This window comes from Shewanella sp. S1-49-MNA-CIBAN-0167 (genome assembly GCF_040310145.1).
GTDB classification, from domain to species: Bacteria; Pseudomonadota; Gammaproteobacteria; order Enterobacterales; family Shewanellaceae; genus Shewanella; species Shewanella psychromarinicola.
The window spans coordinates 1-24372 of sequence record NZ_JBEOPO010000016.1 but is presented as its reverse complement, the minus strand read 5'-3'; the positions used below and the strand labels follow the sequence as shown (position 1 = coordinate 24372).

Below are 24372 nucleotides of genomic sequence, written 5' to 3'. Positions count from 1 at the left end.
TATAACGTAAATAAATACCCCCCTATAAAATATTGTAGACGGGTATTGACTGTTATTTATTAACATCTTAACCAAGTGGGGGTTAACCCCCCACCTACACTAGTCTGCTTTTTTTAATCCTGAAGCACGCCACAAGAAAAATAACGCGGGCAGTATTAACAAGGTTAAAATTACCGAACTTACCATACCGCCCACCATAGGAGCAGCGATACGACTCATTACCTTAGAACCAGTGCCTGTACCATATAAAATCGGTAGTAAGCCGGCAATAATGGCCGCCGCGGTCATCATAATAGGGCGAATACGCAAAGCTGCACCCTCTAATACCGCTTTAAAGACATCATCACGATTAGTAGATAACCCTTTTTCCTGGTGATCTTTTAACATCTCTCGGTACGAAAGATTTAAGTAAACTAACATAATTACCCCGATCTCAACCGTGACCCCCGCCAGGGCGATAAAACCAACACTGACTGCCACCGAAAAATTATAACCTTCAATGTACATTAACCAAACACTGCCGATCATTGCCATTGGCAAAGTACCCATAATCATCAATACTTCAATTACATTTCGGAAATTTAAGTAAAGCAAGAAAACGATAAGCGCTAAGGTTAACGGAACTACATACATTAGTTTCGCTTTTGCACGTTGCATATATTCATATTGACCCGCCCATTTGATTGAGTAACCTGCTGGCAATACTAATTTTTCATTAACCACTTTTTGTGCATTTTCAACATAAGTCCCGATATCTATGCCTTCAATGTCAACATACGACCAACCATTTAAACGGGCATTTTCAGTTTTAATGGCTGGAGGGCCATCTTCAACATACACGTTGGCAACATCACCTAGCGGAATTCGCTGGCCACTGGGTGTGACTATTGGCATAGCGGCTAATTTTTCAGGTGAATTACGGTAATCTTGCGGATAACGTAGGTTAATGGGATATCGCTCTAATCCTTCAACGGTCTGAGATATATTCATGCCGCCAATAGCGGTTGCAATAACTTGCTGAATATCAGCAATATTTAAACCGTAACGCGCTGCTTTTTCTCGTTGGATATCAACTTTTACATAGCGACCACCCGAAACACGCTCAGAATAAACCGAGGCAGTACCAGGAACCTTTGCTAAAATTTCTTCAAGCTGTTTACCTATGCCTTGAATAACATTTAAATCAGCGCCAGCCACTTTAATACCCACGGGGGTTTTAATACCCGTTGCTAACATATCGATACGAGTTTTAATCGGCATCACCCAAGCATTGGTTAACCCTGGCAATTTAACTAAAGCATCAAACTCTTTGATCAATTTTGCTGTCGTCATGCCTTCTCGCCACGCCTCATGCGGCTTTAATTGGATAAAGGTTTCGATCATAGTAAGCGGTGCCGGGTCTGTTGCCGTTTCGGCACGACCAATTTTACCAAATACGGTTTTAACTTCGGGTACCGTTTTAATCAACTTATCGGTTTGCTGTAGTAACTGCCGTGCTTGACCAATAGATAATGATGGATAGGTGGTTGGCATATACATTATATCACCTTCATCTAATGGAGGGATAAATTCACTGCCAATTTTATCAAGCGGATACGCACCAACACCCAGTAATAACAGCGCAATAAATATGGCTGTTTTAGGGAAATTCAAAACGGTTTTTAATGCCGGCATATAAATGGCAGTCAAGAATCTATTTATCGGGTTTTTATGCTCAGGTAACACTTTACCGCGAATAAAGTAACCCATTAATACTGGCACTAAGGTAATAGCTAAAATCGCTGAAGCCGCCATCGCATACGTTTTAGTAAAGGCTAATGGAGCAAACATTTTACCTTCTTGTGCTTCTAAGGTAAATATTGGCATAAAACTGACTGTGATAATCAACAAACTGAAAAATAATGCTGGCCCAACTTCCGCAGCCGAATCTGCTACAATTTGCCATCGGTTTTGTTTAGTGAGCGGTGTTCGTTCCATATGTTTATGCATATTTTCTATCATTACAATAGCACCATCAACCATCGCACCGATCGCAATGGCAATACCCCCTAATGACATAATATTGGCGTTTAATCCTTGGGCATGCATAACAATAAAGGCCATTAAAATACCGATAGGTAAACTAACAATGGCCACTAATGCTGAGCGCACATGAAATAAAAACACCATACAAACCAGTGCAACTACTGCAAATTCTTCCAGTAATTTAAAACCTAAATTATTAACTGCGCGTTCGATCAATGAAGAACGATCATACACGGGGACAATTTCGACCCCTTCAGGCAAACCATTTTTTAATTTCTCAAGCTTTGCTTTAACACGGTTGATAACATCTTGTGCATTTTCGCCAAAACGCATGACCACAATGCCGCCAACGACTTCGCCTTCACCATTAAGTTCGGCAATACCACGGCGCATTTGTGGACCAGTACCAATGTCTGCCACATCTTTGAGCAATATTGGCGTACCATCATCGTTAACACCTAAGGGAATACTCTCTAAATCTTTAACGCTTTCAATATAACCGGTAGCGCGCAGCATATATTCAGCTTCTGCCATTTCAATTACCGAAGCACCAATTTCTTGGTTACCACGTTTAATAGCTTTTTGAATATGAGAAAGCGAAAAACCAAAGGCACGTAATTTATCCGGATTAACTTGTACTTGGTATTGTTTAACCATACCGCCAAGAGTACTAACTTCAGAAACACCCGCTACCGTTTGTAGTTCATACTTTAAAAACCAGTCTTGTAAAGAGCGTAATTGGCTTAAATCATGTTTACCTGTTCTATCCACTAACGAGTATAAATAAACCCAACCTACACCGGTGGCATCAGGTCCTAGTTGTGGACGAGCCGCCGCCGGTAAATCTGGCGCTACTTGGCTTAAATATTCAAGCACCCGAGAACGCGCCCAATACATATCGGTATCATCATCAAAAATAACATACACATATGAGTCACCAAAGAATGAATAACCTCGAACCGTTTCCGCACCCGGCACCGACAACATTGCCGTTGTTAACGGATAAGTGACTTGATCTTCTACCACTTGTGGCGCTTGGCCTGGAAAAGATGTTTTGACAATAACTTGCACAGCGGACAGATCCGGTAAGGCATCTATCGGGGTGTTTTTGACTGAATATATGCCAAACCCCATAATGACCAATGTGCCTAGCATCACAAAAAATCTATTTGCAATAGACCAGCGAATAATATTAGCTATCATTATTGACCCTCGCCTTGTTCGTTAACTGAACCTTCAGGTGCCGCCATTGCCATGGCGCTAACAATAACAAAGTCACCCTCTCGAATTTCAAAGGTAAACATCACGTAAGCACCTTCGGTAAATAACGTCATATCGACATCTTCGCTGACAATATAATCAACATTAGCGGCAGGACGATCCCAATCGACAATAGCTTCTCGGTCAACATTCACCATTCGGTGTGCAACCATAACTGATTTAACGGTACCGTTAACCATGGCTGAAGGTATCTGTTTTTTCATATCCTTACCGGCCATTGAGCTATGATCCATACCTTCCATTGAGCTATGAACCATACCTTCCATTGAGCTATGATCGATACCTTCCATGTCCTTACTAGCCTTGCTAGCTTGTTCATGGTTCATACGCTTAAAGTCAGAGGTTTTGCTTGATTCTGAATCGAGTAAGAATTGTGCAGAGGTAACCACTTTTTCACCGGCGGCTAAGCCTGATAATATTTCCACATTATCTCTATCAAAACGGCCAACGTTAACTTCAATGGCTTTAAAGCTACCTTGACCTAGTGCTAATACCACCCGATCTTGGTGCCCAGTTCGCACTAAGGCTTCTTTGGGAATTAATAGCGCACTTTCATCACCCGAGGTGTGCAGACTAATTTGTGCAAACATATCGGGTTTAAAGTCGCCATTTTTATTGTCTACACGGATCCTTACTTTCATTGTGCGTGTTTTAGGGTCTAAGGTTGGGTAAATATAATCGACATTAAGGTTATATTTTTTACTCGGCAAATAATCTAACGTCATGGTTACAGGAGTACCGATTTTTATTTGTCCGGATTGGCGCTCAAATACTTCCGCTTCAACCCATACCTCAGCTAAATCGCCAATCGACATCATGGTTGAGCCTGGTTGGATAAAGAAACCTTCACGAATTTTTAAGTTTTTCACGACACCCTGTTGTGGCGCATAAAAAGTAATATTCTGTTGGACTTTTTTGGTTTTCTTTAATTGAATAATGGCTGATTTCGGGATCTGTAACGAAACTAAACGATTTTCCGCGGCGGTGATCAAACGTTGGTTGCTGCGATCTAATGCCAATAATAATTCTTCTTGGGCATTTACTAATTCAGGCGAATAAATATCATATAGAGGTTGACCTTTTTTAACCGGGTCACCAATTGCTTTAACGTAAAGTTTTTCAACCCAGCCCTCTACTCGCGGGTGAATATGGACTAAAGCATCTTGATCCCAGGCAACATAACCCACAGTATCGATTTGCATATGCAATGGTTGGTATGCTGCATTGACAGTACGTACCCCTAAGTTATTAATAACATCAGGGGAAATACGAATGGTGCCTTTTCCTTCATCAGGGCCAGAACCAGTATTGCCATAATAAGGGATCAGCTCCATACCCATTGGCGACTTACCCGGTTTATCACTTTTATAATCAGCATCCATTGGCGCGACCCAATACAAAGGTTTTTCCTTCGCAGGTTCACTACTTTCACCCCCCGCAGAACTAGCCTGATCCGATGGCGCAAATGCAGTATAGGCACCTAATGTTACAACAGCACCAATTACGGCACCGATCACTACACCCTTCATTTGGGATTTATTACTTGAACTCATGTCTTTCTCCGTATTTGGCAATTTATCGGGTCGCTTTATTTGCACCAATAAATAAATAATTTAATTCTAATAGAATTTTTTGTTGTGCTACATCTAAGGTTAAAATTCTAATTTCAGCATTGAGTACTTCGATATGAGCTCGAACAACCTCAGAAAAATCACCGTCATCATTGGTATAAGCGGTTAAAGAAGCTTCTGCTTGTTCATACATTTGTGGTAATAATTTTTCTCGATAAAGCCGTTGTTGATCATTAAGTCGTAACAAACGCCCTTTGGCCGTCGAATAGTTACTAAGCAACTGACGAAGTAATAATAGCTTTTCAGTTTTTATCGATTCAGTTTGTGATATTGCTGATTTAACATCTTGATCTTGCTTGTTTTGCTTGAAAAATGGTAAGTCAAACGTTACCCCTACAGACATTAAATCAGCACGACTATTACCGGTAGGATCGTCACCGCGAGAACCAAAGCCTGCGTTAACACCCCATTCAGGTTTGTATTTCTGTTTCGCTAACGCAATGCCTGTTTTAGTCGCTTCAATTCTTTTATTTAAAGCGATAACCGCAGGGTGCTGAGCAAAATAGCTTATTAATTGTTCAGGTTTGTGCCATTTATCAGCATAAACTAGCTCACTCTGTTGCAAATCCATTTGTGGGATCTGTTTGCCTAAATTAATGTCATGCAGTGCTAAATGAGTCGATAGCGGATCATCAAGCCCTGATAAATAATCGGATAACCATTGTGACAATTGTCCTTCAAATTTATTTTTCTCTTGTGCTAACACATCCAAACGTGCATCTAGATTAGTCAATTCTAACTGCGCACGAACAATGTCGGTTTGTCGGGTTCGCCCTAAAGCAGCTGAATAACTCGCCTCGGTAATGTCTACTAATTGTAAAAATAACGAACGATCTTTTTCAATTAAGACAACACTTTGTTGTACACGATAAGCATCAAGCCATAATTGCCCCACGGTTAACGCAACTTGCGCTTCTCTGTTTTCTCGTTGAAAGGGATACCCTTGGCTTTTGATCTTTAATTGACGACTGGTGAGTTCCAGAGTGTCACCTCGAGGGATCACTTGGCTAATACCGACTTTAAATTGCGTCATACCTTCTTGATTAAAATTAAAACTATCGGTAGGCATATTAACCAAACCAACAGAAATTTTTGGATCAGGCAATGTATCAGCAGCAATACTTAAAGATTCAATAGCACTTTGTTGATGACGATTTCCTTTTAGCCAAGGGTCGTTCTTTTGTGCAACGCTAATCGCTTGCTCAAAAGAAAGTATTTCAGCCTTTTGAGATAACGGCTCTGCAAAAACAGTCAAGCTACTCATGGTTAATAGCCCCAAGCCAACCATTACCCACCCTTTGCTATGATTTTTACTTTTAATCACTGGTATTGCTCCTTACTTGAATTGACCGCAAATTTATACTCACTGACACAGCTTCTTGCTTTAATTGTCAGCAACATAAACTTCGCTAGCACCATCATTTTTAAGTAATCAAACTTGATATGGCCTAACTTTATCGCCAATGTCCATTGCTGACGTTGCCATTGGCATTGCGGGAACTGACAAGCCAAACACATAGTCAGCATAAGCTTCTTGCAAAATTTGCTAGATAAACTTTGCCGGGACATATGCATGAAAAACAGAGTTATATTTTGAAATAGCGTTATGACAAGAGCGATAACGACGCTCAATCCCTTTTTTATTTTTAATAGCGGTAACAGCATTGCTATGAAAAAATTTGGGGCGTAAATGCCACCCAGCCTTTTGGAAATTAAAGACATAAAGCCTCCAAATTAGTTACCTATATTCGAATTTAATTCGAAAAAAGGTAATATCTCGTTAATTTATTTTAAAAAAGATAAATGAGAAGGAAGGAGATCAGAAATTGATCAAACCATTCCTAGCTAACTAATAACTATAGGAGGGCGATATAAAGAAACGTTGAATTGTGGGATGGTATGTTGAGTCAAACTAGGTATAAAACGACTCACATTAGAGAGCGTTACTGATTGAATTGTCATCATTTCTAGCGCAATTGAAAAGCAACTACCAATAGGACAGTCACATTGATTATCGCAACAATCAAAAGTATCACTGGTTGTTTTGTTAACTAAATCAGTGTCAGACATTAATTGATGATGGCAAGCGTTAGTCGCAGTAGTGCTGGTATCGGTCGTAATGACATTAGATGTACTTAGCATTGAGTTCATATTAGAGGGACATGGCAAAATCACAGACGCAAAAGCTTGGCTGACAAATGTCATCAAGATAAAGATTACTGTGATAAATCGCTTACCAACCAAAATATAACTCCAATATTACTGATAATAATTTACACTCAACTAGCGTAAATCATCTTAGCTAATTGTAATGAATTTTAACGTTAAACAACCTGACCTAGGTCACATTTATAAGTAACAAATCAAGTAGGAATGACTTATGTATGCAATGTAAACGTTTGATATTAAATACATCTATAGTTTTCCCCATAGCCGAATGCGTGTTTATTCATCGACTGGGGTGCCAACCGGTAATTTACAGCATAAAACGCATCTATAAAGATCTCACCTCAGTTTGACTGTAGACCTTGGCGGTGGTTTATGCCAACGCCGTAGCCAATTTATAAGGTCGACGAGACCCTTTGAATACCAACCGCCTCAGTGATGGGCATACGGCTAAAATCAACTAGATATAAGTGACTGGTTTTGTTGTTTTCATCATTACAACACCTTCTCTTAAGGGATGAATGTCGACTCCATATGATTATTCAACGACCAACACCCCTTTATACATTTGCATCTGACAATGAAACGGATACTCGCCCTTTTCCAGTGCAGGTAATGCTATCGTGGTCGGTTTATCCAACGCCAAATCCTGACTAATCTCTAAGTCGGGTAGCAATACCGTGGCTGAACACCCCGATTTATCTTGGCGTAAAAAGGTTATTTCAGTCGGTGTATTGGCGGCAATATTAATTCTTGCTGGCGAATACACACCATCTTTAACCAGAATCGATGTGGTGGCATCAACGCTGGCTTCATTTGACGGTTTGTATAACCAAAACCACCAAACAATGAAACCGATTAGCGCGAGACAAAGTAAATTAATAATCATATTGGGCCTCTTAGTGTTCTTTAGCTTTAAATAAACGTAATCGATTCGCGTTACTCACTACGGTAAGCGATGAGAAAGCCATGGCAGCACCTGCAATCACTGGATTTAACAAAATACCAAATACCGGATAAAGCACTCCTGCCGCTAAGGGAATACCCGCAGCGTTATAAATAAATGCCCCAAACAAGTTTTGTTTAATGTTGCGCAGCGTTGCTTTACTAATAGCAATGGCATCGGCTAATCCATGAAGTGAACCGCGCATTAAGGTGATATCGGCACTTTCTATCGCGACATCGGTGCCCGTACCAATCGCGAACCCAACATCGGCTAACGCCAACGCTGGCGCGTCGTTAATCCCATCACCTGTCATACCAACCACTTCATTGTGACGTTGAAGTTCGGCCACTTTATTGGCTTTATCTTCAGGCATCACTTCGGCGAAAAAGTCATCAATACCCACTTTTTTAGCCACTGCAGCTGCGGTCGCTTTATTATCACCAGTTAACATAATCACTTTAATGCCATTACGTTTAAGTCTCGCGATAGCAGCCACCGAATCCGGTTTTATAGGATCTGATACGGCTATAATGGCAAGCAGCTGCCCTGCAAGCGCCAAATACATAGGTGTTTTAGCCTCTTCTGCTAATACTTGGGCCTTAGCTTCATTAAAACCAATATCAATATTTTTGTCTTGCATCAGTTTTTGATTACCAAACAGTAATATTTCCCCATCCACCGTGGCTTCAACACCTTTACCCGAAATGGCATTAAAGTGCTCTGTTTTAGTCATTTCAATTGCTCTGGCATTGGCACTTTCAACAATGGCTTGCGCTAGTGGGTGTTCTGAGTGACTTTCAATCCCAGCAGCCAATGATAATACCTGCTCTTCGCTGTCGGTATTGACGAGAATAATATCGGTGACTTGGGGTTTACCTTCGGTAATGGTGCCCGTTTTATCTAAAATCATTGCAGTGATTTTTGACGCTGTTTGCAATGCTTCACCGTTACGAATAAGCACGCCCGATTCAGCGGCCTTACCCACGCCTACCATTACAGACATTGGCGTGGCTAACCCTAGCGCGCAAGGACAAGCAATAATTAATACCGTTGTTGCGGAAACAATTGCAAATACGGTCGATGGCTCTGGTCCAAAGTTAAACCACACCATGGCACTAACAATGGCGATGATCATAATGGCTGGCACAAAGTAAGCCGATATCACATCAGCCAAACGGCCAATTGGTGGTTTAGAGTTTTGTGCGCGCTTGACCATATTGATGATTTGCGCCAATGCCGTATCTTTACCGACTCGAGTGGCTTTAAATATGATTGAGCCTGACTTATTTAAGGTACCAGTGACTACATCGTCATCAACTCTTTTTTCAACGGGCATTGGTTCACCGGTTAACATTGACTCATCAATGGTACTTTTACCGTCAATAACCACACCATCTACTGGAATTTTTTCGCCTGGACGTACTCTAACGTGATCGTTGAGTAATACATTGGCAATATCGATATCGACATCTTTTCCATCTCGGATAACTCTAGCTGTTTTGGCTTGCAGGCCAATAAGACGCTTAATGGCTTCAGAGGTTTTACCGCGCGCTTTAACTTCTAGCGCCAAGCCTAAATTAATTAAACCAATAATCATTGCGGTAGCTTCAAAGTAAACATGCCTTGCCATCTCGGGGAACCATTCAGGAAATCCAACAATAAGCATTGAATATATCCAAGCCGTACCCGTACCTAATGCAATAAGGGTATCCATATTAGCGTTATGGTTTAAAAATGATTTCCATGCGCCGATATAAAAATGCCTACCAGATATCAGCATGATTGCCAGTGTAACGACACCAACGGATCCCCACGCCATTTGCTCAACAGGGGTTGTCACCGTCATTTCACCGATGAAAAGTCCATAAATCATCAGTGGAATACCAACAGACAACGCTATAATGGTATGGCGCAATAAACTTTTATAATAGTGTAAATCGGCCTGTTCTTTTTCATCCATGGCATCTTCTGCTGAATCAGCCTGTATTTGTGTCGCGTTGTAACCGGCACTTTCTACCGCTTTTATCATCAACTCAGCAGAAGCTTGACCAGTAACAAGTACCGTTCTGTCGGCAAAATTCATGTCTGCCGAATCAACACCGTCGACGGCTTTAATCGCTTTTTCAATTTTGCCAACACAACTGGCGCAACCGGCGCCGAGGATATTGAGTTGCATAGGCGAGTTTGTTTTTTGATTCATTACTTAACCTCCTTTGACGTTAATTTCATCTTGTCCTGCTGAGTAGCGGTTACTGTGGTGCTTTCCGCTTGATTTGTCGCCTCAATTAAATTACAAACCATATTTCCTGTGGGCAAGTTGTCTGGCATGGTTGACCATTCTTCAACGGCCTCTGAAAGCCTAGTTCTTAATTTGACCATTTCATTAAATTGTTTTTCTGTTTCAGCCAATTTTTGTTTTACTAGCGCTCGTACAAGTTGACATGCACTTTCGCCATGATCGGTTTTGGAAAAAATCACTTTGATTTCTTCAACGGAAAAGCCAAGCGTGCGAGCACTTAAGATAAATTGCATTCGAGACTTATTTTTATGGTCATATATTTTATAACCATTAACAGGAGATTTATTTGGATTAAGTAATCCGACACGAGTGTAAAAGCGCACTGTGTCGGCGGTGATACCTAATTCATTAGCAAGTTGATTCACTTTCATACTGCCTCCTAAAGCAAACGTTAATCGTTACGATAGTTTGACTATAAACCTATGTCTTACACACAGGTCAAGCAGGTTTTGAATATTAAAATAATAGGGCACATTTTGAGTGCCCTATTATTTAACGGTTACTGCTGCATCATTTTACTATGTTGTTTCATGATGATAGCCATTAACTCTTCGTGATTAACTAACTTGACGGTTTCACCTTTTATATTGGCGCGATCTAATGTTATCAGGGGTGATTTGATAAAGTTCTTTGCACTGGTGGAGGACAGAACCTCTTTTGTTTTCACTTGAATATCTTCATCTTTAGCCAGATTATAGATCCAATATAGTGCATCTGATTTAATGATATCAGTATCATCTACCCCAGGTCTGAACACGTCATAATACTGTATTTGAATTAAATGTTGACCAGGTGCAATGTCTATTTGGCTCTTGTTTTGTAAGGTTTTACCATCGACCGCAGTAAAAATTAAATTGTCAGGTAATGAGATAGTTGCAGCCATTGATACTGAGCTGACGATAGAGAGAAGTGAAATAGCAATAAATTTTTTCATGATGAACTCCGTTAAGTGTTGATGCTGTTAATTACAGCAACAATAATCTTTATAAATTAATGTGGGTGACTAATTTGAATAAAGAATTACGCTATCGGAGGTGGATTTTGGTTTGTTAGAGTGGTAGGTGTTGATACCCATAAAGCTAGGCTAACTTTGGCGCCAGTTAACCGTATAGCGGTAAGCTCTTCGCCCGAAAACAACATAAAAGCATGAGCTATGGCATGGCAATGACTAATGCATTGACTTATGCATTGACTTATATTGTCTGAACAACAGTTATCGTTGTGAACGTAATTGTCGCAGTCGATGTCTATCATGGTTGATGGGTGCAGATTGCTCGATTGCGAGCCTGACATAGTCATTTCAGTAGACATAGTCATTTCGTTAGACATAGCATAGCTAGGCATAAACAGTTGCCCTACTAGTGATAATATAATCGCTATATTTAACAAAATTTTTAGCATACATGATGTCCACTAAACTAAGAGGCTTTTACTATAACAATGTTGTAGTTAAATTTATACGACTGATGCAACACTTATCAATAATATGATGCCTAGTTATTTATTAAAGAAGTAAGTAGTACGTCAATACGAGCACTATCAGAGATCGCCTCTATGCCCTTAAAACGGTCATATCATGCTATTACTCAGGCTAACGCTTGTTCATAAACACTTTTCTATAAACACATTCTATTGTTTGCACTTGAGACAGCCTATTTCATCTTGTCGTGGGTATATTGTGATAACAAATGTCATTGTGTATGCTGCAAGCCTGTAGTTAACATTATTATAACTATTTGGCTGCCATTATTTGATCCTGCTCAGCAAAGATTTATTTCATTTACAATTTAGTCTTAAATGGCAATGTAACCTAACGATCACTGCTGTTAATGTTTATTAGCATTCGATCTATAACAAAAATAAGGTCCACAAATGTTCGGATTGTTGAAATATTTTTTATATCTGTTGTTGGTACTTTTAGCCTGCCTGGCAATTTTTATTTATCTTAATCAAGCGCCGGACAAGTCAGTGGCAGAGCTGAGTCAACGCTGGGCTCAACCCCCTTCGCAGCTTGTTAATATTGCAGGGATGAATATTCACTTAAGAGATGAAGGGTCAAAGTCTGATTTAGAACCCATAGTGTTAATCCATGGCACGAGTGCGTCTTTGCATACTTGGGATGGTTGGGTAGACGCATTAAAAGGACAACGCAGAGTCATTCGTTTCGACTTACCGGGATTTGGATTGACCGGGCCCGATCCTGACAATAATTACAGCATTGAACATTACGCTGATGTTGTTGCTGCAGTGCTCGATGAATTAAAGATACAAAAATGCGTCTTAGCGGGTAACTCTTTAGGGGGTTATGTATCTTGGGCGACTGCGGTGCGGTATCCACAAAGAGTGTCAAAATTAGTGTTGGTTGATTCCAGTGGATACCCTTTTGAACCAGACTCGGTACCACTGGCATTTACATTATCACAAAATCCGCTAACCAGTGTGTTGTTAAAAAATGTGTTACCTAAATCACTGATCGCTCGCAGTGTTAAGAATGTCTACGGTAATCCTGATTTGGTCAGCGATGAATTAGTTGACCGATACTACGAACTATCGCTTCGACAAGGTAATCGTGACGCCTTGACAGCGCGCTTTAAACAAACATTACCAGGACTTTTGATGGATAAGATTAACACGATTGATGTACCAACATTGATAATATGGGGAGCCAAAGACAAGTTAATTCCGCCTAAGTATGGCACCCAGTTTAATCACGATATAGCCAACAGCGAGCTGGTGGTGTTTGATGAGTTAGGCCATGTACCTCATGAGGAAGATCCGCAATCAACGGTATTAATAGTTAAACAATTCTTGCAAGAACATAAGCCGGACCCATCTTAGGGTAAGTGCACAATATGGTTCACTCTCTCTGTTACCAGAATAGATCCAATTCTCTGTGTTAGTTATCGCACTTAAGCGTCTGAATTTCTAAGGACACTATTCATATGTCATGGCTATTGTTGCTCAGATAATATTAGAGACAACCACGGTCATATGACCAAAACAGCTATTTTATCCTGTTATGCATCACTTTTGTCGCTCACCTACCCTCCAATTATCCACTGTCGTTATTTCCTCGTTGGCTTCACTTCGTCTGTTCATAATCTTTCACATATTGTCTGCGTTCATTCATCTACAGTCTGAGTGCCATTAACAATTGTTATCTAATATAGCTGGCATCAGCAAAGGTAATTATTTAAGTGAGCACATTATGACAACAAAAGATTTAGCAGAACCCCCTAGAAAAGTGAAATCTAAGGAGTTAAAGGCACTTGGATTTATCATTTTTTTACTCTTTCCAATCATCACAATCACCAGCATTAGCGCTTACGGTTTTGTCATTTGGATGATCCAAGCATTTGGTGGCGTTGTCGCACACTAATCCTCGAAAATCATGAGTCAATCTTATTAGGGATGCTGTTATGAAATGGTTTATCAACATTTGGCGAACACTTAACCAACCAGCCAAATATCTTACCTTAGGCACAATTAGCCTATCGGCTTTTTTGATGGGGATTATTTTCTGGGGTGGTTTTAATACTGCACTAGAACTGACCAACACAGAAGAATTCTGTATCAGCTGCCACAGTATGGAAAGCAAGCCATACCAAGAACTGCAGCAAACCGTGCATTGGTCAAATCACTCTGGTGTTCGTGCCACTTGTCCAGACTGTCACGTGCCCCATAACTGGAGCCGTAAAATTGGTCGAAAAATTGAAGCTTCTCATGATATGTGGGGCTGGTTAATGCAAACGGTTAATACCGAAGAAAAGTTTGAAGCAAAACGCCTAGAAATGGCTAGCCGAGAGTGGAAACGCTTCGATCGGGATGATTCATTAGCCTGCAAAAATTGTCATAACTACGACTCTATGAAGTGGGGTGACATGTCAAAGCTGGCACAAAAGCAAATGAAACGAGCCGCTGAGACCAATCAAAGTTGTGTTGATTGCCATAAAGGCATTGCGCACAAGCTTCCTGATATGGGGACTGCGCGCGCACCTGAACTCATTGCACAAGTCGGATCTGGCGAAACAGGTCTTGTGGTTGGTGCTCAGTACTTTACCGCCTTGACCAAACCGCTTTATTTTAATCAAAAAACAGATGTTGAAGCAGGCACATTAAACATTGCCACTAAAGTGACGGTACTTGAAACCAATGGCAGTCGTGTACAAGTTGGTATTAATGGTTGGCGTAAAAACATTGGTGCTGGTCGAGTAATTTATTTCGATTTCGGTCTTAATATTCTGTCTGCTCAACTCACAAAAGCTGCGGCGTTGGAAGATGGCGTAATGGAGGTCTTCGAAGAAAAACAAGATCCGATGACGGGGTTAACCTGGCAACGTGTTGAAGCCAAAATTTGGACCGACTCAGACTATCTTGTCAACGATTTACAGCCACTTTGGGACTATGCACGGGATACCTATACTAGCAGTTGTAGTGTTTGCCATACCCAGCCGGCAGAAGCACACTTTGATGCCAATAGTTGGCCAGGCATGTTTCAAGGCATGATTGCGTTCGTCAACATGGATCAAGATACTCAAGCGCTTGTACAAAAGTACTTACAAGAGCATTCATCTACTTTCGATAAGTCAGCGCATTAATAGGATATCATCATGAACAGAAGAGATTTTCTTAAAGGCTTAGTGGCGACTTCTTATGTGGGACTAAGCAGTACATCAGTGTTGGCGTCATTCAATGCTTTGGCAACTGCGGGCACTAAAGCAAGTGACGACTGGCTTACTACGGGTTCGCACTTTGGTGCTTTCAAAATGAAGCGTAAAAATGGGGTCATTGACCAAGTCATTCCATTTGAATTAGACAAATATCCTACCGACATGATCAATGGCGTTAAAGGCTTAGTCTACAATCCATCGCGGGTTCGCTACCCTATGGTGCGCTTAGATTTTTTATTGAAAGGTCATAAAAGTGATACGACCCAGCGCGGTGACTTTCGCTTTGTCCGTGTTACATGGGATAAAGCCCTAACCCTGTTTAAAGATTCACTTGATGAGGTGCAAACTCAATACGGTCCATCAGGACTGCACGCAGGTCAAACAGGCTGGCGCGCAACTGGGCAGCTGCATTCATGTACCAGTCATATGCAACGCGCTGTTGGTATGCACGGTAACTTTGTCAAAAAAATTGGTGACTACTCAACGGGTGCTGGCCAAACTATTTTGCCTTATATTTTAGGCTCAACAGAAGTTTATGCCCAAGGTACTTCATGGCCGTTGATCCTTGAGCAATCTAATACCATCATTTTGTGGTCCAATGATCCCTATAAAAACCTGCAAGTGGGTTGGAACGCCGAAACTCATGAATCATTTGCCTATCTTGCTGAGCTTAAAGAAAAAGTGAAACAAGGTAAGATCCGGGTGATCAGTATCGACCCCGTCGTGACCAAAACCCAAAAATACTTAGGATGTGAACAACTTTACGTTAACCCACAAACTGACGTTGCATTAATGCTGGGTATTGCCCATGAAATGATCACCAGTAAGTTACACGATGAAAAGTTTATTGAAGGTTACAGCCTTGGTTTTGACAGATTCGTACCTTATATTTTAGGCGAGTCAGATAGCGTTGCGAAAACACCCGAGTGGGCCAGCAAAATTACTGGTGTTAGCCCTGAAATTATACGTGACTTAGCCAAAGTAATGACCCAAGGTCGTACTCAAATCATGATGGGTTGGTGTATTCAACGTCAACAACACGGTGAACAACCTTATTGGATGGCGGCGGTGCTTGCCACTATGATTGGCCAAATAGGGTTACCTGGAGGCGGTATCAGCTACGGCCATCACTACTCCAGCATTGGTGTTCCAGCGTCCGGTGCTGCCGCCCCGGGTGCATTTCCTCGCAATCTTGATGACGGCCAAAAGCCGTTATTCGACAGCAATGATTTTAAAGGCGCGAGTAGCACCATTCCGGTTGCACGTTGGATTGATGCCATTTTAGAACCGGGTAAAACCATTGATGCCAACGGTTCAAAAGTCACTTACCCTGATATCAAAATGATGGTGTTTTCAGGTAATAATCCATGGAGTCATCATCAAGATAGAAATAAGATGAAGCAAGCATTTCAAAAGCTTGAGTGTGTGGTCACTGTCGACATTAACTGGACAGCAACCTGCCGTTTCTCTGACATTGTTTTACCTGCTTGCACCACATTTGAACGAAATGACATTGACGTTTATGGCAGCTACGCTAACCGTGGTGTTTTAGCGATGCAAAAAATGGTTGAACCATTATTTGATAGCTTGTCCGATTTTGAAATATTTACTCGTTTTGCCAAAATAATGAACAAAGAGACAGAATATACCCGTGGCATGTCGGAGTTTGACTGGATTAAAAAACTTTATAACGACTGTAAAGCCGATAATGCCGGTAAGTTTGAGATGCCAAATTTCGACACTTTCTGGAAACAAGGTTATGTCCATTTTGGTGAAGGCCAACCTTGGACACGTCATGCCGATTTTAGAGATGATCCCGAAATAAACCCACTGGGTACACCATCGGGTTTGATTGAAATATTCAGTCGAAAAATAGCACGTTTTAACTACGAAGACTGCCCCGGTCACCCAACGTGGATAGAAAAATCAGAGCGCAGTCATGGTGGCCCAGGTTCAGATAAGCACCCGATGTGGATGCAATCTTGCCACCCAGATAAACGCTTACATTCACAAATGTGTGAGTCGCAGCAATATCGAGAAACTTACGCCGTAAAAGGCCGTGAACCTGTGTACTTGAACCCTAGCGATGCAAAACAGCGTGGCATTAAAGATGGCGACATTGTGCGAGTATTTAACGACCGAGGCCAGCTATTGGCTGGGGCGGTCGTATCAGATAACTTCCCTAGTGGCATTATTCGAATTCATGAAGGGGCTTGGTATGGCCCTGTCGGCAAAGATGGTACCAAGCAAGGCGGCAGTGAAATAGGTGCATTATGCAGCTATGGCGACCCTAATACGTTAACGCAAGATATTGGTACATCGAAACTTGCCCAAGCTTGCTCCGCGTACACATGCTTGGTCGACTTCGAAAAATATCAAGGTAAAGTCCCTGAAGTCAGTTCATTTAGCGGCCCAATTGAAACGCAGCTATAACGTGTAAGTATTATTACTGTGCGCCAAGTGATTTATCCTTGTCGCTTAAGTTAACGGCCTTAATAAGGTCAGGAGATAACATAGATGAATGACAAGATATTGTATAACACGCCAATGAACCAGGGTCGTTCTATGGTGTATAAGCTGCTCTCATCACTGTTTGCAAAGGAGCTAGATCAACAGCTATTACAAGCGCTCACGGCAAGTCAGGCGCAGGCATTCTTTACTCAATTGGCTAGTGATCCCTTGTTTAGTCAAGACATCGAAACCATAAACTCAGTGCTTAATTCAACCCTTAACAGCGTCAATACTGATCATGCTTTATTAGAGCTTGCTGCCGATTATTGTGGCCTATTTTTAGTGGGTACAAAGCATAGCGCCAGCCCTTATGCCAGTTTGTATCTTAACGATGCCCATGCTGTCAAAGATGATGTGCTGTTGTTTGGTGAGCAACATCAGCAAATGCAAACCTATTTACAGCAAAGCCAATTGGCTGTTCAAAGTGAATTCCCTGAACCGGCAGACCATATTGCCGTTATTTTGGCGTATGTTGCCCACCAAGCTTGCGCAAGTGATGATAACACTCAGCTCAGCTTTATTAGCCAATATCTTCACGCTTGGCTACCCCGTTTTGTAGATAAGCTTACCTCTGTTGATACTGGTAAGTTTTATTCTGTTATTGCTCACCTCACTCTGGCTTGGGTTGAAACTGATTGTGAAGCACTAAAAGGAGCTCAGTAACAGGATATCTATTTGACTAAGCGATAATTCATCCAGATAAAAACACCGAGCAAGCTCGGTGTTTTTATCTAATCCGTCGAGAAATTCCCGTGATCCGAGCGTAGCGAAAGTCTCGGGGTAGTTCACAAGTAATGTTTGAGCTTAGGATAAATAGAGTGACGGTTATCCACACTGAACTACATTCCAGGCCCATGATTTATAACAACTTAGCTGGCTAATTTCAACTCAAGTGCATTAATAGATGCTTGCCACACCTGTTTAAGCAGCGGATATGAATCAGCACTAATGCCATCTTTTTCTAATTGTTTGCACAACTGACTCAACTGAATAAAGCCGATACTGGCACTACTGCCTTTAAGTGCATGTAACGCTTTTGCCCTATCTGCAGGTAAAGCTGCGAGTGCATTAATGTGTTCCGTACTACTGACTTTAAATAGTGCTAACATCTCTTTAACAGCAGTGTTACCAAGGTATTGTAAGTCTTCATTAATTTGCTTTTCATTGAGTAAAGGCTGATTGTCTTCATTCCGGCGTGATGGTTTTTGATCTATGGCAGTTTGTGTCAAGCCTTTATGTTTCTCTATCTTGGTTAACTTATTCATGTTGCTGTTGTTCATTGCTGATTTGTCACTTGCATCACCGATCCAATGGGCTAAAAACTTCATATTAAGCGGTTTGGCTAATACGTCATCAAAGCCTGCGGCTTGATACTCGTTTATGTCATCATCTTGAATTTGTGCCGTAAATGCGGCAATGCTGATGTCTTTATGGGCCGCGTTAGCGATATGCTTCAACTCTACTAATAACTCAATCCCTGATCCATCGCCTAATTGAATATCAAGCATAATGCCGTCAAACTGCAAAGCACTATCGACGTTAAACAACGCCCTTGCTTGCGCACAACTATCAGCCAGTACGGAATGATGTCCAAGATGTGCTAAAAACCCTTGGGCCACCATGGAATTGACTTTGTTGTCTTCGATAACGAGTACACATTTAGGATCAACTTTAGGTAATTGTGCACAGATAACCTCATGTGCTTGCTCACAGATGTGCAATGGCAAACTAAAACCAAAGGTGGAACCTTCAGCTACTTTACTCTTAACCCAAATAGAATGATTGGCAGTATTAACCTCATTCATTAACGAGACTAATTCTTTACAAATAGCGAGCCCAAGGCCTGTGCCTCTGGTTCTGCCTTGATTAGGCTGCGCACCATAAGCAATAAACAATTGATTCATATCATTTTTACTTATGCCGACGCCGGTATCTGCCACTTCAAAAGTTAATCGTTTATCAACCACATTTACCCGTAATGTAATCTCTCCTGCTGGCGTGAATTTAATGGCATTGCCAAGCAAGTTAAATAACACTTGGCGCAATTTGGGTCCGTCTACCGTTATCCATTTGGGTAAATCACCGCGAACTAAATATAACGATATACCTGACAATCCCGCGCCAGCTAACATGATAGCCATCACTTCATCAAGCAGCTCACAAAGTGCGACAGTTCGAGGCTCGTTAGTTAATTTACCTTGCTCCAAACGAGAAAAATCCAAAATATCGTTAAGTACATTTTGCAGTAAGGTGCCACTGTATTGTGATAATGCCAACATTTGTTTCTGTGCTGGAGGTAATGGCGAGTGACTCAGTAAAGTCAGGGTGCCTAAAAGACCGTTTAACGGAGTACGGATCTCATGGCTCATAGTCGCTAAAAATAGCGATTTTGCCTTGCTAGCTTGCTCTGCCATCTCTCTAGCCGTCGAATGCCCTTTGGCTTCAGCGTCTAGTTGACGGTTGGTTTCAGCCAGTTCGAGTGTGCGCGCCTGCACAGTACTTTCGAGTGAGGCTTTATGGGCAAATAATTCTGATGCCGTTTGTTGTAACTCAGATTGCAGTGCTTGATTGTGCGCGGTTTTTTGTTTAAAAGCTTCAATGGCTGCAGCCATCGCGGTGAGTTCATCGTCTCCATGAGGATCAAGTACCACTTCGGTATTGCCCTGACTTAATTGAGATAATGCTGCAGTTGCTTCACTTAGGCGTAAAGCAATGCCTTTATAAATAACCCGATAAACGACCAACAGCATAATGATTAACATCAAAATACCTGTCGCCCACAGCCCTGATTTAGCCCACAGTAATTGCTGTAAAAAATTACTTCGGGCATGTTCTGCCTGCAGCTGTTGTGCTTTCATTGCGCTATCGACTGACTTATTCAGTTGGCCTAATTTATCCGTCAGCGTTAACAGCTGCGCATTTTGTTTCGTTAGTAATTGCGCATATTGCTGCTGCAAACTTAAGCCAACATTTACTTCCCTTAACATTATCAGTTGGTGCTCAAGCTCTGTCGCCCTAACGGGATCTCGAATTAAGCCTTTAAGTAATTCCAGAGGCATTAAATCAATTTTCCCACTCGTGCCTGAACCTGTGTAAGGGCTAGGCACTTCGATGCCGTTATGTAAGTTATCGCCAGTAGTATTAATCGTATAAGTTGTTGGAGAAAGTACTCGAGCCATACTGTCGAGAACGTTATTTAATCCGAGTTGTTGTTCTGGCGACTGTAATAACTGCCCCACTAACGCAATGTGATGGATCAATCCCAAAGCTCGGTTTAAACGTTCACGGACATCCAAGTCTTGTTCTATGATGGAGTCCAAAAGTTGGGCACTTTGTTCAGCGCCTATCACTTGAGGGTAAGCTAAACTCAACTTAGCCAGAATGGTTGAATCGACCACAGCTTGTTCTGCTTCAAGTAAAACACCACTCTTACTGGCCGCTTCCGCCAGTGCGCTTCCTTTATTATTCAATTGAGCCGCCAACACTAAACGTTTACCCACTTGGCGGCCGAATACCGATAAGTCATGGATAATTTCGCCGGCTAATAGCGCTAATTGCTTATCTTTATCGACACCATGATTTTGTAGATTTAAAGAATTGAGTCGTTTAATAGCGGAAAGTAAATTAGTGCTTTCCAGTGACAACTTACGCCCAAGGAAAACGCGTTGTGCCTCTTCTTCCACTCGTTCAAGTGCTTGGGCATTGTCGAGCAAGCCATTAGAAGACTGCATCAATTGCCTTGCGGCCTGTGATGCGGGTAATGCCTCTTCATATAGATATTGGTCAGCAAGCTTTACCCAATAAAGCGAAATACTGCCAAGGCTAACTAACATTAATAGTAACAACCCGAGCAGACAGAATGCCAACATAAGGCGACCCACTAAGCTCTTGCCTGATAGTGATAAAGTGCTCACAGTCATTCCTTAAAATGTTATAATTATTAAAATTCTTTTGCTATTCTTTTCAGAAACCTTAATCGAGACAATATAATGTGCCGACTTATTTATATGCTCATAGCTGGCTTAGGGATATTACCATTACTTGCTGAAGCAACATCCGATTCTAGCTGGACATTACAACAGCGCACGCCCTTTAATGCCAAAATCCAAACAGTAAAGTCGATACAATATAATCAACTGACCTCGGCCAAAAAGCCTTGGCGGATCTGTGCCTTAGTACCTCACCTTAAAGACGCTTATTGGATCGGCATTGATTACGGTTTGGTGTCAAAAGCCAGCCAATTAGGCATTAATTTAGAATTATTTGAAGCCGGTAGCTATTACAGAAAAGAGCAACAACTAAAACAACTTGAATACTGCCTTAATCAGCCGTTCGATGCGATCTTACTCGGTGCTGTGGCCCCCAATTTACTTGACCGATACCCGGGCCAAATTAATAAGCCCATCATTGCGTTAGTGAATAGACTCGATAACCCGATTATTACTACTCGTGTAGGCGTTAATTGGTATCAAATGGGCTGGGAAGCTGGCCACTTTATCGCCAAATCTGTAAAAAAATCACCTCCATCGTCTCCAGTAAAACTCGCTCTACTCACAGGCCCAGAAAGTGTTGGCGGCAGCGATTGGGTTGAGCTTGGTATTCAAGATGCTATTACCAATAGTCCTATTGTGGTTTCGTCAATTCGTCATACTGACAATAATCGTGACCTTTATCGTGACCAACTTCATAATCTGCTTAACGACCACATTCCTGATTATATTCTAGGCAGTGCAGTTGCTATCGAAGCAGCAATAGGAACATTGCAACATAAACAATTAACTGGCCAAGTAAAGCTTGTGAGCAGTTATTTATCGCCAGCGACGTTGCGCGGACTGCATCGTAATAAAGTCGCTTTCAGTAGTGATGATCAAGTGGTGTTACAAGGTAAGTTGGCAATAGATATCATGGTAAAACTACTTGAGGGAGCACAATCATTTGGTGATATTGGCCCACAAATACAGGCGTTAGAACAAGGAAAGGTGCAACTCGATATGTTTAATAACAGCTTAGCCCCTGCAAATTTTTACCCCATTTACCGCGTAACACAAAACTAATCTTTAACCTTAGTCGCAAACAAATAACCTTCTCCGTGAACTGTCACAAACAGGTCTGCCTGTAGCTTGTTTCGTAAACGGCGAATAATGACATCTATGGTTCTATCATTTACCTCTTCATTACGATGGCTTGTTTGCTGCATTAATCGCTCACGAGATAGTACTTGCTGTGGATGCAATGCAAAGACGGTAAGTAATTCGAACTCAGCTTTAGTCAGCTTAATCACCTCGTCACCATAACTCAGTTTTCGACTATTTAATTCAAGAATATATTGATCGAAGGCAATGATATCGTCACATTTTTCAAATTGGTCTACAACGTCTTGCTGTGCTTTTTTGACTAACGAAATTCGCCACAGCAAATTTTTAACTCTTACTAATAATTCTCTTAATTCAAATGGCTTAGTCACATAATCATCAGCGCCCATCTCAAGACCAACGATTTTATCAATAGTTTCATCACGACCCGTGACTAAAATAATGCCCACGTCCGAACGGCTTCTCAGTTCGCGTGCCAAGCTTAAACCATCTGTACCGGGTAAATTAATATCTAACATCACCAAATCGACATGTTGATTTGCAAACTGTTGCCACATCTGTTCGCCGTCTCCAGCTTCAAGCACACGATAACCTTCGCGCTCAAAATAGCCTTTTAATCGAGCGCGGATCACCGCTTCATCGTCAACTACGAGTACTGTATTTGTTAAACCAGTATGTGCCATCGTCCAATCCAAATAGTGTTGCTAATAATGGTCGTTATTATTCATAACTTTTCACATTTGCCTATAACGATATTCAAGGAATGAGTGCTAGCTAGCAAAATTGGTTGATAAAAAGGACCCGGATCACACAATGGAAAGATGTAGAACCAGATCCAATTATATTTACAGATTCACAATAAAAGACGTTATATTTTTAATTTAAAAACTTTTGCTGATGCCAACAACCACTCGGTCATCAAAAATCTTTGTTTGAGTGCCATACACTTTATGATCGCTATCCATGGTACTGCCATGATAACGAACATCGAAATTGATGCCGGCATAAGCTTTACTCACACCCAAGTTCCAGTGTCCCCAGCCTTCTGCACCTTCGCCCTCTAAACCTTGATAACCGATGCTGGCTGAAAAATTTACACCATTATCAAATGCGTAGCTTGGATGAACCGCATAGTTAACACCTTGCCAACCATCAACACCAAACCAGTCATCGATGGTTGGAGTTACTTCTAGTTGAACATTAGCGTGCCCGAATTGCTTGCCAACCTTAATCCATAATTCTGTATAATTAGAGTATGAAGCGCCAGGATAAAGATAAGAGAAAACCATGACGTCGTAACTGATAGTGCTATCGCCAAATTTACCCGCTTTACCAATATAAGGTGCGGTGACAATTTCTAAATTAGGGTCGGAAAATTTAACATTTGAAGCAAACATGCCGGCATACCAACCAAGCTCATTGCCCCAACTGAGCGTACCTTGTACCACCGGTACTTCGCCATCCATGGTTTCAGATTCACCTCGAAAAACATAATCAGAAGCAAAGGTTAATTTACCGTTAATAGTGCCACCAAGGACATCCTGATCAGTTGCGGCATGAGCAAAGGCGTTTGCCGATAGGATTAAGCTAACTAATAAAATTGACTGAGCTAATTGAGTTGTTCTGATATTCATATTTATCACCCTACATTTAGGTTCTTGTTGATAGAGTGACTATACCCGTGATCATTGAAAATGCTTGATTTTGTCCCAAATGGGATCATCATAGCCCCATGAAACAAATTACACTC

17 protein-coding genes are annotated in these 24372 nt (G+C 41.4%); 6 read left to right on the top strand and 11 right to left on the bottom strand.

What is annotated here, in order from left to right:
* Positions 1–99: 99 nt before the first annotated feature.
* The 8 genes from AAEZ00_RS09240 to AAEZ00_RS09205 form a co-directional block, all read right to left on the bottom strand.
* Positions 100–3228 carry an efflux RND transporter permease subunit gene (locus AAEZ00_RS09240; protein ID WP_351088590.1) on the bottom strand — a complete coding sequence of 1043 codons (3129 nt, stop codon included), beginning with the start codon at positions 3226–3228 and terminating at the stop codon, positions 100–102.
* The gene (locus AAEZ00_RS09235) at positions 3228–4859 is read right to left on the bottom strand and encodes an efflux RND transporter periplasmic adaptor subunit (RefSeq protein ID WP_124013745.1); all 1632 of its coding nucleotides are present in this window, start codon (positions 4857–4859) and stop codon (positions 3228–3230) included. The genes AAEZ00_RS09240 and AAEZ00_RS09235 overlap by 1 nt, the downstream gene beginning before the upstream one ends.
* 22 nt (positions 4860–4881) lie before the next feature.
* Positions 4882–6261 carry a TolC family protein gene (locus tag AAEZ00_RS09230; protein ID WP_351088589.1) on the bottom strand — a complete coding sequence of 460 codons (1380 nt, stop codon included), beginning with the start codon at positions 6259–6261 and terminating at the stop codon, positions 4882–4884.
* Positions 6258–6659, bottom strand: a complete 402-nt coding sequence (locus tag AAEZ00_RS09225) for a hypothetical protein (RefSeq protein WP_233768526.1) — start codon at positions 6657–6659, stop codon at positions 6258–6260. Before AAEZ00_RS09225 ends, AAEZ00_RS09230 begins: the two co-directional genes overlap by 4 nt.
* A 982-nt stretch (positions 6660–7641) precedes the next feature.
* The gene (locus AAEZ00_RS09220) at positions 7642–7992 is read right to left on the bottom strand and encodes a cupredoxin domain-containing protein (protein ID WP_101031547.1); all 351 of its coding nucleotides are present in this window, start codon (positions 7990–7992) and stop codon (positions 7642–7644) included.
* Positions 7993–8002: 10 nt separating this feature from the next.
* On the bottom strand, positions 8003–10249 hold the full coding sequence (locus AAEZ00_RS09215; protein ID WP_124011435.1) for a heavy metal translocating P-type ATPase: 2247 nt from the start codon (positions 10247–10249) through the stop codon (positions 8003–8005).
* Positions 10249–10719, bottom strand: coding sequence for a MerR family transcriptional regulator (locus tag AAEZ00_RS09210; RefSeq protein ID WP_101031551.1), 471 nt, complete (start codon positions 10717–10719; stop codon positions 10249–10251). Before AAEZ00_RS09210 ends, AAEZ00_RS09215 begins: the two co-directional genes overlap by 1 nt.
* Positions 10720–10847: 128 nt before the next feature.
* Positions 10848–11282, bottom strand: a complete 435-nt coding sequence (locus AAEZ00_RS09205) for a DUF2057 family protein (RefSeq protein ID WP_124011436.1) — start codon at positions 11280–11282, stop codon at positions 10848–10850.
* Positions 11283–12220: 938 nt separating this feature from the next.
* Here AAEZ00_RS09205 and AAEZ00_RS09200 point away from each other — a divergent pair.
* From AAEZ00_RS09200 to torD, 5 genes are all read left to right on the top strand, one after another.
* Positions 12221–13186: an alpha/beta fold hydrolase gene (locus AAEZ00_RS09200; protein WP_351088588.1), complete on the top strand. Its 966-nt coding sequence runs from the start codon at positions 12221–12223 to the stop codon at positions 13184–13186.
* Between the two features lie 370 nt (positions 13187–13556).
* Positions 13557–13727 (top strand): trimethylamine N-oxide reductase system protein TorE, encoded by a 171-nt coding sequence (gene torE / locus AAEZ00_RS09195; RefSeq protein ID WP_101031561.1) that lies wholly within the window; start codon positions 13557–13559, stop codon positions 13725–13727.
* A gap of 40 nt (positions 13728–13767) precedes the next feature.
* Positions 13768–14946 carry a pentaheme c-type cytochrome TorC gene (gene torC, locus AAEZ00_RS09190; protein ID WP_351088587.1) on the top strand — a complete coding sequence of 393 codons (1179 nt, stop codon included), beginning with the start codon at positions 13768–13770 and terminating at the stop codon, positions 14944–14946.
* 12 nt (positions 14947–14958) lie between these two features.
* Positions 14959–17451: a trimethylamine-N-oxide reductase TorA gene (gene torA / locus AAEZ00_RS09185; RefSeq protein WP_124011441.1), complete on the top strand. Its 2493-nt coding sequence runs from the start codon at positions 14959–14961 to the stop codon at positions 17449–17451.
* A 99-nt stretch (positions 17452–17550) separates the two neighbouring features.
* Positions 17551–18192, top strand: a complete 642-nt coding sequence (gene torD / locus AAEZ00_RS09180; protein WP_372491434.1) for a molecular chaperone TorD — start codon at positions 17551–17553, stop codon at positions 18190–18192.
* 206 nt (positions 18193–18398) lie between these two features.
* On the opposite strand, the gene torS is transcribed toward torD, so the two are convergent.
* A complete protein-coding gene (gene torS, locus AAEZ00_RS09175) occupies positions 18399–21449 on the bottom strand; it encodes a TMAO reductase system sensor histidine kinase/response regulator TorS (RefSeq protein ID WP_502959323.1) in 3051 nt (1016 codons plus the stop codon).
* Between the two features lie 69 nt (positions 21450–21518).
* Between torS and torT the strand changes: the two genes are divergently transcribed.
* Positions 21519–22583, top strand: a complete 1065-nt coding sequence (gene torT / locus AAEZ00_RS09170) for a TMAO reductase system periplasmic protein TorT (protein ID WP_124011444.1) — start codon at positions 21519–21521, stop codon at positions 22581–22583.
* On the opposite strand, the gene torR is transcribed toward torT, so the two are convergent.
* Together torR and AAEZ00_RS09160 are read right to left on the bottom strand one after the other, a co-directional pair.
* Positions 22580–23305: a two-component system response regulator TorR gene (gene torR, locus AAEZ00_RS09165; protein WP_101031573.1), complete on the bottom strand. Its 726-nt coding sequence runs from the start codon at positions 23303–23305 to the stop codon at positions 22580–22582. The two genes, torT and torR, sit on opposite strands and share 4 nt — an antisense overlap.
* A gap of 198 nt (positions 23306–23503) precedes the next feature.
* On the bottom strand, positions 23504–24256 hold the full coding sequence (locus AAEZ00_RS09160; RefSeq protein ID WP_124011445.1) for a TorF family putative porin: 753 nt from the start codon (positions 24254–24256) through the stop codon (positions 23504–23506).
* Between the last annotated feature and the right edge of the window lie 116 nt (positions 24257–24372).